The following is a 9499-nucleotide window of genomic DNA, read 5'->3' as shown; positions in this document are numbered from 1 at the left end:
ATAAAGCCCTTTGTGATTGACCGGAAGAACTTTCTGTTTGCCAATACGCCCAAGGGGGCTGCTGGCAGTGCTGTAATCTTTTCTATGATCCAGACAGCTCTGGAAAACCGATAGTGTCAAGGTTTTTTCGCAAAATCAAAATCCCACCGTTTGGCAACCGGTAGTCAACCGGCTATGATATCAGACAGCAGATCCTCTTCTGGTTTGAAAAGATGATCCATGTTCATGTAGCGTCTGGAACCCCAGTTGGTTGCCGCTACATGACGCAGTCTGGCACATACGAGCATCAAGGCACTCTGTCCATCGGGAAAAGCACCGATTGCTTTTGTACGGCGTTTAATCTCACGGTTGAGACGTTCAATGGCATTATTAGTTCGGATCCGTGTCCAATGCTGCGTAGGAAAATCCATATAGGTCAAGGTTTCTTCAATCCCGTCCTCTACCTTTTTGGCAGCTTTGGCAAGCTTCATGGTTCGAAGTTTCTCCGCTACCTGGATTGCTTTTTCACGAGCTGCTTCCTTGCTCTCCTGTGCATGGATCGCCTTGAGCATAAGAGCTACCGTTTTCATCTTGTTACGGGGCGTAACAGAAAATATATTTCTGTAAAAATGAATTGTACAACGCTGATATCTGGCATCCGGAAAGACTTCCGGAATCGTTTCAAGCATGCCGAGATTTTTATCGCCAATGATCAACCGAACACCAGTAAGCCCGCGTTCTTTCAGCCATACGAAGAAAGAGCGCCAGCTTTCACGATCCTCTTTCATCCCTTCTGCTGCGCCAAGGATTTCCCGACAGCCATCCTGACTGACACCGATGGCAACAAGAACAGAAACATTCTGGATTTCGCCGCCCCAGCTGCGTTTCAGGTAAACGCCATCTACGTAAACATAAGGATAGCTTCCAGAAAGCGGACGGGTACGCCAGGTTTCGATATGTTCATAAGCCTTTTTGTTCAGGTTACTGATGGTTCCAGGAGATACTTTTGTTCCCCATAAAGCCTCGGTGATATCCTCAACACGGCGTACAGAAACACCGGCCAGATACATCTCAATCAGAGCTTCTTCCACGGAAGATTCTCTGCGGCGATATCTTTCAATAATGGCCGTCTCGAAAGGAATGCCCTTGAGTTTTGGAACTTTCAGCTCCACTTCGCCTGCAGCTGTATGGAGATTCCGTTTATAATGGCCGGAACGAGTTCAGATACGCTCAAGTCTTATCCGAAGATTTAATGGCTATCTGAAAGTGATACGCAAATATAGTAGCAGCAGGTTGGCATGGTTTCCCACACAAATCTACTGCATCTCATTGGGAAAGATAAATAAGCCAGTGAAGAAAGAATTCACACTCTCTTGCATTTTTTGAAATCATCTTTCGCTGTATTAAAATATTTTAGATTTTTTATGAATGAAAACAGGTATAAAAAGATGGGTTGCATTTTTGAAGAAACAGTCTGTGTCATATCGAAACACTTTGTAGCATGAAAAACTATTTATTTTTTCTGCTAAGAAACTCCTGATACCGGTTGCAAATCTCTTCCACATCGTCACCAAAGGCGATCTGCTGCCCCTTGTCCAACCAAAGAATCTTACTGCATAGCGCACGAATCTGCTCCAAAGAATGAGAAACCAGAATTGTCGTCGTGCCACCACCCATCATCTCCTTCATTTTCGCCTCGCTCTTAGCTTTGAATGCCCCATCGCCAACAGAGAGCACCTCATCCAGAATCAGGATATCTGGCTTGACGAGACTGGCAACGGAAAACGCCAGCCGGGATTTCATTCCAGAAGAAAGCTGTTTGAATGGTCGGTCCCGAAAGTCACGCAGATCGGCAAAATCGAGAATTTTGTCAAAGGTTTCATCCATAAATTTGCGGGTATAGCCTAACATGGCCCCGCGAAGATAAGCATTTTCTTTGACCGTTAGATCCCCATCAAAGCCACTGGAAAGCTCTAGAAGTGCAGCGATACTTCCATTTCTCTTCACAACCCCCTTTGTCGGCTCCATAATACCAGCAATCACCTTGAGCAAAGTAGATTTGCCCGCACCGTTTGAACCAATGATGCCAAGCATGTCGCCCCGATCCAGCGAAAAGGTTACATCCTTATCCGCCCAAAATTCCTGAACATGATACTGGTGCGTAAGTTTGCGCATCAGAAATTCTTTCAGTCCGATGTCTTTAAAATCTCCCGTAATATAACGAATGGAGACTTTTTGAAGTTCTAAAACTGCCATACTCTTCCCTCCGTTATACATAATACAGGAATTTTGTATTATACTTTTTGTACATCCAACAGCCGATTCCCAGCACAATTACAACATCTGCCAGCATAAGAAGATGGAACCAAACAGAAGGAATCGTGCTATCTATCACAATTTTGCGGAAGTAACGGATATAGAGATAAATAGGATTGAGAAGAAAAAGGTTCTGCATCATGGGGCTATAGGAATCAATGGAATAAAAGATTGCGGACAAATACATCAGCAGCTGTGTGAATATTGACCACAAATACTGTACATCCCGGAAAAAAACAAACAGAGCAGAGAGGATTAAACCTACACCAATGTTAAAGAACATCAACGAGAAAATCGGTACTAACAGCAACACAAATTTCCAGGTAAAAGTGATGCCATCAATCAGACAAAACACAAAAAAAACGACAAGCACCAGGCCAAAATTAATCAAAGCCTGCACATTTTTGGAGAACAAAAACAGATATTTGGGAACATTCACTTTCGTAAATATTCCAGCATTCCCTATCAATGAGGACATTCCCTGTCCAGTGGATTCACTAAAATAGGAAAAAATTAGGTTACCGCAAAACAAATATGTGGTATAGTGCTCCATTCCTCGACCAAAGAATTGAGTAAATACAATACGCATAACTAATAACTGAAGAAGCGGGGAAAGAACACTCCAACTCATTCCAAGAAACGTTCGTTTATATTTCTTTTTAAAATCACGTTTAACTAACTCTTCAAAAATAAAAGAATATCTTTTTAATTTTGCAACCATAAAATTACCTACCAATAATTTAATATTTACAAAAATTAGATAGTACTAAAAAAATTACACCAAAATTACATTTCAATAATTAAAGCGCTTTAATTTTTTTAATATACCAATCAACAAAATTATAATACTTATTCTGACATACACTCATTAAAATTTTGCAATTAAATTATGCTTCTGGCTTTATGAAGATTGCAAAATCACAAATGTCATTTTGTACATTTGTTTCATATGCTATATTTTATCATTTTCCATCTTCTTATAGCTACAAATAAAGCATTTCTGAATCCATGTAATTTGTTAAAATATTTTCATGGGAAATTGTAGGAGAAACACGATATTTTAAATAGTCTAACATTAAATAAGGAAAAACAAGTTTAAAACAATTTGAAAATGTCATAAAACAGATCCATACAATTAAAATGAGTATTCTGTAAAGATACAATTTTCGTAAAAACGTATCACTCATAATGGACTTATTTTCATACTGTGATTTAAAATGTGTAAAAGATGAGACAAAGCGTAAAAGAAACTGAAAATGTCTATTCCTTCATTACATTTCTAATTTTTCATTGGTAATAATCACTATCTTTTGTTTAAAGCGTTTTACGGCTAAATTTGATTCTAATACACCTTGATAGAAAAACTTTTCACAATAAACATGTTTTTTCATTTCACGTTCATTTTTGTATTTTCGATAAGCTCTCATCTACCTTTTTTTGATAAGTTTCCAAATCCTTGTTCCAATGTTGATAATCGGGATCTTCACGGCGATCTGGCAAGTCATACTGTGCGTTTAAATATTTGCCTATATGCTCTGTAATAATAGAGCCACCCCAATAATTCATGTGGCTATAATTATATAAACATTTCCACCAGTCAAAACCAATTTCATCTACCAAATAAAAGTAGTTGATATAAGGGATGTCATTTTCTTGTGCAAAATCAGACAGCCAATTAAAATAAGCCATATCATTACTGAGATCATGAGTTGCGTCCAATTTAGAAGAAATAAAATAAGGTAATGCAACTAAGAGTAATTCCGTATTGGTCTGATCACATAAATCGATAATTTTATTCAGATATTCTACGGGAACTTGTGGGGGTTGTATTTTTACATTTTCTGGTGTGCTTTCAAAAGTGAGTCCTACGATATCTTCTGCAATATCAAAGTTTTGGGCACATCCTCTATAAACAGAATTTTCCCCTATAAAATCAACTTGTGATAGTTCTTTCCAGCGTGAATGATATAGTGTAATAGGAAATAAAAACTCTTCCAGATTTTCCTGTGGTACTAGATCTAGAATAGCTGGAATTTTATTTGTGGGAGACAGTCTATCAATGCTTTGGTGCATCCAAGAAATATTTCCATCTCGACGGGCATGATAAAGCAGATATACATCCAACACTAAAACCTTAGGATGATACTTTTCAATGGCTTCTTTGCACGTATAATAGCTAACAGGAAGAATTTCTCCTGACTGAGCATTGTTAAATGAAGTAAATCCATACTCCTTCCATAAATCCATTGGATAAACTGCATTATTCATATGACTGCTTCCTGCAAAAATAACATCATAAGAAGTTTCTGTATTTTTTGACCATTTAAAATATACTGACTTCCTGCTCTGCTTAAAAGCAAACCGTTAAGCCCATATAATACTACAAACAAGATCATAATTATTGACAATGTTTGGAGAAAACTCTTTGTAGTTATAGATTTAACGGGCAATTCTTCTTTTTTCTGCAATGAATCTTGCATTACTACTTCTTTATTCATTAAAACAGAGCTCTTTTTTCCACGCGACGGAGAGCAGGTGTTTCTTTTTTTCATATCTCCACCACCTTAATTAACAAAAAAATTTTATTTTACTAAAAATTAACGTAAATAAAAGAAAAAGCACTGTAAGATGAACCGTAAATTCCAAATACAACAAGCACAGTAATGCAAGCAACATACACAATAGCTTAAAATACGAAACCCTGGTTCATTCAAATTGGTTTTCCAATGAATCTTCTTATATTGGCAAATGCTCATAGTTAACACAATTATCAAGGACAAAAGCAATACCATTATATTTGGCCAATCCAACCCTAAAGTAAGTAACGTTCCATCGAATAGTTCCCACGGATTCCACAATTCGTTTTCCACGATAAATATCGATCAGATATTCGACCGCCTGAAAACTGAAAAAAGATAATCCTATCGGTTGTATAAGCTGTAATAGAGGGAGCTATTTGCAAAATCTAAAAGAAAACGGAGTACATTACATAATATAACGACTGAAACTGCCATAGACAATTCTCTTCCCTCCCTTTTCCCTTAAAGAAATCTCAAATAATTTAAGTTATACCGCATTATAAAATTCACTTTAGTAGATTATTTCCATAACCATATTCTTAGTCGCCGTGGAATGAAATAATATATTTTTTTTGCAATTTTAAATAGTCTGGTGGATTTTATTTTTTTTAACTCTTGTTCAGCGTATGAATTGCTTGCTGCATTTTTTCTTTGAACAGATGCAGCCTTTTGGGCACATTCCCAGGCAAATTCATTCATCCAAAAAGGAAGACTAATAACTTCTTCATGAGAATATTTTAGATTACTATAATCTAAAATACTATAACTTTGTTTAGGGTTAATAGAACGAACAACATCAGAAAAAGCTATCATATGTAATCCGTAATGAGCAAATTCTTCTCGTCCATCTAAATGAACACCACATTCTGCAATTAAAACATGCGCTATGCAATCTGCTATACTGTTTCGTTTCCATCTCACAGAGGGAGCTTCGACCATTTTCAAAATTTGAGATAGTAAAAAACTATCTTTCTCCCCGCCAAAAGCACACATTAAAACAGATGCTGAACCTCCTGATACAAAAAAAGCACTTCTAAAAGCTTCGCGGTTAAAAGAGGTTGTGACACGCACAGTCGGAGCAATATACATTCCGCCATTTGTCACTATTTCTTTCAAAATAAAATATAATCCTTTTTCTTCTTCTGAGTGATCGGATAGCCATACTGGTAAATTATTCATATCGCAAATATTTGCGTCTATTGTTTTTATTTCTGGAGCAAATAAATATGCCTTTTCAGCTTCGGCTTGATAACGAGAAAAATTTACAATTTGATCCCTCATAAATCCATTGAGATAAACAATTTTAGGGATTAAAATATGATCCGGTCTTCTTTGTATTGTTTCAAAATTTTTTTGATAAACAGGCGAAAAATCTTCTTTATGATATTCGCATAACCTCAGCGCTTCTTTCACATGAAAAACTGCATAATCGTGAACGGAAGGTTCATTTCGATATATTGCACAGGCCCTTTTTAACATTCTATATTCATAAGAAGATTTCCAGGTTTGACAAACGTTTTTTATTCCTATAAAGTTTGCTTGAAAGGAATCATGTATTTTTTTATTAGAAATTTGTTGCGAACAAATACTACCTTGACGTTCATATCGATAGAAATAATAATTTTTTGGGGTATAGGATCCTACCCGTTTAGCTCGGCTAATCAAAGCCGGCATAGCAGCAGCGTCTTCATAAAGCATTGGTATAAAAGCAATTTCTGATTGCTGAAGAAGAAATTCTTTACGAAAAATGGCTCCACAAAATGCTGCATACCCATCTCGAATAAAAGTTTCCTTATCCTCTTTTTGCGGAGGCTTTAAAACCTCCTTTTTTCCATTTTCTATCCAGCACCTTAAAATTGGGAAAAAATCTATATCTAATTCGCGGCTCACTATATCTTTAAGTAAATCCTCTCCTAGCTGGCCACTAATAAAATCATCAGAATCAACAAATAAAACATAAGGTGCATTGGCTGCATTTAATCCGCTTCTTCTTGCATATGCCAATCCCTGATTGTGATCATGTACTATACAGCGAACACGATCCGGAAATTTTTGAACAAATTCATCAATAATCACCTGAGAATTATCAGGACTCGCATCATTGACAACGATTACTTCCGTTTCAGGAAGAGTTTGAAAAACAACAGATATTAAGCAACTGCGAAGATATTGCTCCGTATTATAAACAGGAACTACAATTGAAAGATACGGCGGATTAATCTCAGAAAGTTGCTGTCTCCAATCCGATTGACTCATTTACCCCAACCTCCCACTTTTTCCTCAAGAATATCTAACACGATTTGCAATTCCCTCATGCTTTTCGGTCTCCAGGATACCATTTCGTCCTGATTAAACAACTTTTCTGCTCTTTGAAAAAATCTTTTATATCCTGGATCTTCTAAAAACTGTGCTTTTCCCAAAAGCAAATCTTCCAAAAGAATCGATCTTGAAACACGTCCATACATTTCTTTAGCCGAAAATGCTGTAAAGGAAGCCACCGAAACCAATACCTTTTTTGACAAATCAATATCTTTAATCATAATCTCCCAAGGAAGATACTGTTGTTCCATCACATGAAATCCCATCGGTGTAAAACGATCAACTTTATTGCGAGGGTGGCGCTTTACTACAATGTTTTCTTTTCCAATATAATCAGCAATCTCCAAAAAAAGATCCATTTCATTTACTAAATAATTGTCCCCCCAAAAAACCCCTTCAAAGAAGATTAGTTTTTCTTCAACAGGTTTTGCCTTTCCAAAAATTTCATTAATCATTTTATGAATGGAAGAATCCAACGATGAAAAAAGTGGAATTTCTACAAGATTCACAATCTTTCTGTTTCCGGTAAAGAGTTGTGGTTGATAAATATAAACATTTTTTACTTTTTTTAAAAATGCTTTATGTTTATAATATTCATGATCAATACTATCTCGAGCTGTATTGACAAAATCAAGCGCATATGTTCCGGTACCTTCACTTACAAAATGAATGTCCGGATTCATTCCTTTTTCAATTAAACTGTAATAAAAAAATTTAGCTGCATAGGAATCTATATGAACACATAAATCTGTATATTGATCATTTAATCGAGGAATATGGAAAATTTTTGAAGGCCGATGAGACACCTGCAATTTTTCATGTTGAGTTAAATCATGATAAATTGACTTTTCTTCAAGGGAATTCCAGTGAAAACATTTTTCGAATATTGGATACTTCATTAGACGTTCGCTAATTTCAGAAAAATCCATTGTATTTTCGAAAACAATATCTGCCGGAATTCCTTTATTTAAAGTTAGCTGAGTTATAATACTGTTCATTAGAGAAATTAAAGTGGGGCATAAATAAATAATTCTTTTACTGCTCATTTTATCCTCCAATTACGTTATTTTTTCACAGCCCAAATCAGTTCAGAAACCATCTTTCCAACATGTGCGAAAGGTCTCTTCCGTGTCAATTCTGTATAGGAAAGAGACTTGGAAATTTGGTAAACAAATCCAGCATCAGACAAAATTTTTAATATTTCTATTAGAGAATTATCTTTCATACTAGATCCATAATGATATTCCACAAACATTTGAGAAATATTGGGTAGCTTTTCCTTTATTTCTTCAATCACTTCGTTTTCTAATCCTTCTATATCCATTTTTAGAAAATTTACCGGGCGATTAATATAATCAGAAAGTTTCACTACCTTTACATTTTCTACACTTTTTTCCCAATGTTTTCTTTCAATCATTTCATCTAATCTTCCTGCGAGGCTCCCGGCTAAACTATTTTCTGCAACTACCGTTAACTGCATCACATCCTCTTTCCCACCTACCGCAGCATGATGAATAGTTACATTTTTCCATCCATTTCTTTCTACATTTCTTACCGCGCAGTCAAAGGCTGTTTTCCATGGTTCAAATCCCTCAATATGAGCTTCTGGATAATAATGTTTGATATAGTAAATTGCAAGCCCAATATTTGTCCCACAATCTAAAACGTATGGCTCTTTGCAGGAAAACTGACAATAATACTCCTCAGAAAATAGTAATTCCTCCATCATCAACCACAATTGTTTGCGATCGATAAATTCAATACATGCATCTTTTAAATAGCAAATATGCTCTGTGCAGATTAAATCTAATAAGGCATCTTGGGGTATAATACCCTCGAAGAGTACTTTTTTTAATGCAGTTTCTTTTCCATTCTTCCATTCCAAACGTTCTTCATCAATCCAGGGAGTCAAGTTATTAATTGCATTTTGAAAGTTGAGATAGCTTTCAAAAATTTTTGAAAATTCAAAAATTTTATGATTAGTTGAAAATTCTACTGCTTTCAAAATACATTCTTTCATCTGTTTTGTGGATAATGGACAGGAAAGCAAATAAGATAACATCTCTTCCCTTTGCTTCTTTTGCATCACTTTGGATTGTATCAATGCATGAATAATTGATGAAATGCTTTCAGATGGAACCGAATATTGAGAAAGCTTTTCCCAAAGATTTTTCCTTGCTTCTTTAGAAATCTGCTCTACCTTGCATGCAGATGCCATCATTTCCTGCTGCTTCCCTGAAATAGGCTGAGACAGCAGATATTCCAACATTTCCTCCCTCTGTTCTTTTTGCATCACTCTGGAATCT

At 35.9% G+C, this 9499-nt stretch carries 7 protein-coding genes and 1 pseudogene; all 8 read right to left on the bottom strand.

What is annotated here, in order from left to right; genetic code table 11:
* Positions 1-164 precede the first annotated feature (164 nt).
* Positions 165-1196: pseudogene (locus B5F35_RS16700) on the bottom strand (IS256 family transposase); the annotation flags it as partial.
* Between the two features lie 292 nt (positions 1197-1488).
* On the bottom strand, positions 1489-2235 hold the full coding sequence (locus B5F35_RS16695; RefSeq protein WP_087242685.1) for an ABC transporter ATP-binding protein: 747 nt from the start codon (positions 2233-2235) through the stop codon (positions 1489-1491).
* 13 nt (positions 2236-2248) lie between these two features.
* Positions 2249-3016: an ABC transporter permease gene (locus B5F35_RS16690; protein WP_087242684.1), complete on the bottom strand. Its 768-nt coding sequence runs from the start codon at positions 3014-3016 to the stop codon at positions 2249-2251.
* 677 nt (positions 3017-3693) lie between these two features.
* The gene (locus tag B5F35_RS16685; RefSeq protein WP_087242683.1) at positions 3694-4563 is read right to left on the bottom strand and encodes a hypothetical protein; all 870 of its coding nucleotides are present in this window, start codon (positions 4561-4563) and stop codon (positions 3694-3696) included.
* On the bottom strand, positions 4560-4847 hold the full coding sequence (locus B5F35_RS16680; RefSeq protein ID WP_140401273.1) for a hypothetical protein: 288 nt from the start codon (positions 4845-4847) through the stop codon (positions 4560-4562). The genes B5F35_RS16685 and B5F35_RS16680 overlap by 4 nt, the downstream gene beginning before the upstream one ends.
* Before the next feature lie 546 nt (positions 4848-5393).
* Entirely contained in the window at positions 5394-7130 is a 1737-nt protein-coding gene (locus B5F35_RS16675; RefSeq protein ID WP_087242681.1) for a glycosyltransferase family 2 protein, read from the bottom strand.
* Positions 7127-8239 carry a polysialyltransferase family glycosyltransferase gene (locus B5F35_RS16670; RefSeq protein ID WP_087242680.1) on the bottom strand — a complete coding sequence of 371 codons (1113 nt, stop codon included), beginning with the start codon at positions 8237-8239 and terminating at the stop codon, positions 7127-7129. Before B5F35_RS16670 ends, B5F35_RS16675 begins: the two co-directional genes overlap by 4 nt.
* Positions 8240-8256: 17 nt before the next feature.
* On the bottom strand, positions 8257-9499 hold a 1243-nt coding region (locus tag B5F35_RS16665; protein WP_087242679.1), incomplete at its 5' end, for an FkbM family methyltransferase.

The sequence above is a fragment of the Anaeromassilibacillus sp. An200 genome (genome assembly GCF_002160025.1).
In the GTDB taxonomy this organism is placed as follows: domain Bacteria; phylum Bacillota; class Clostridia; order Oscillospirales; family Acutalibacteraceae; genus Caccousia; species Caccousia stercoris.
Note: the sequence above shows the minus strand (reverse complement) of the source record. Positions and strands in the feature narration are given on the sequence as shown.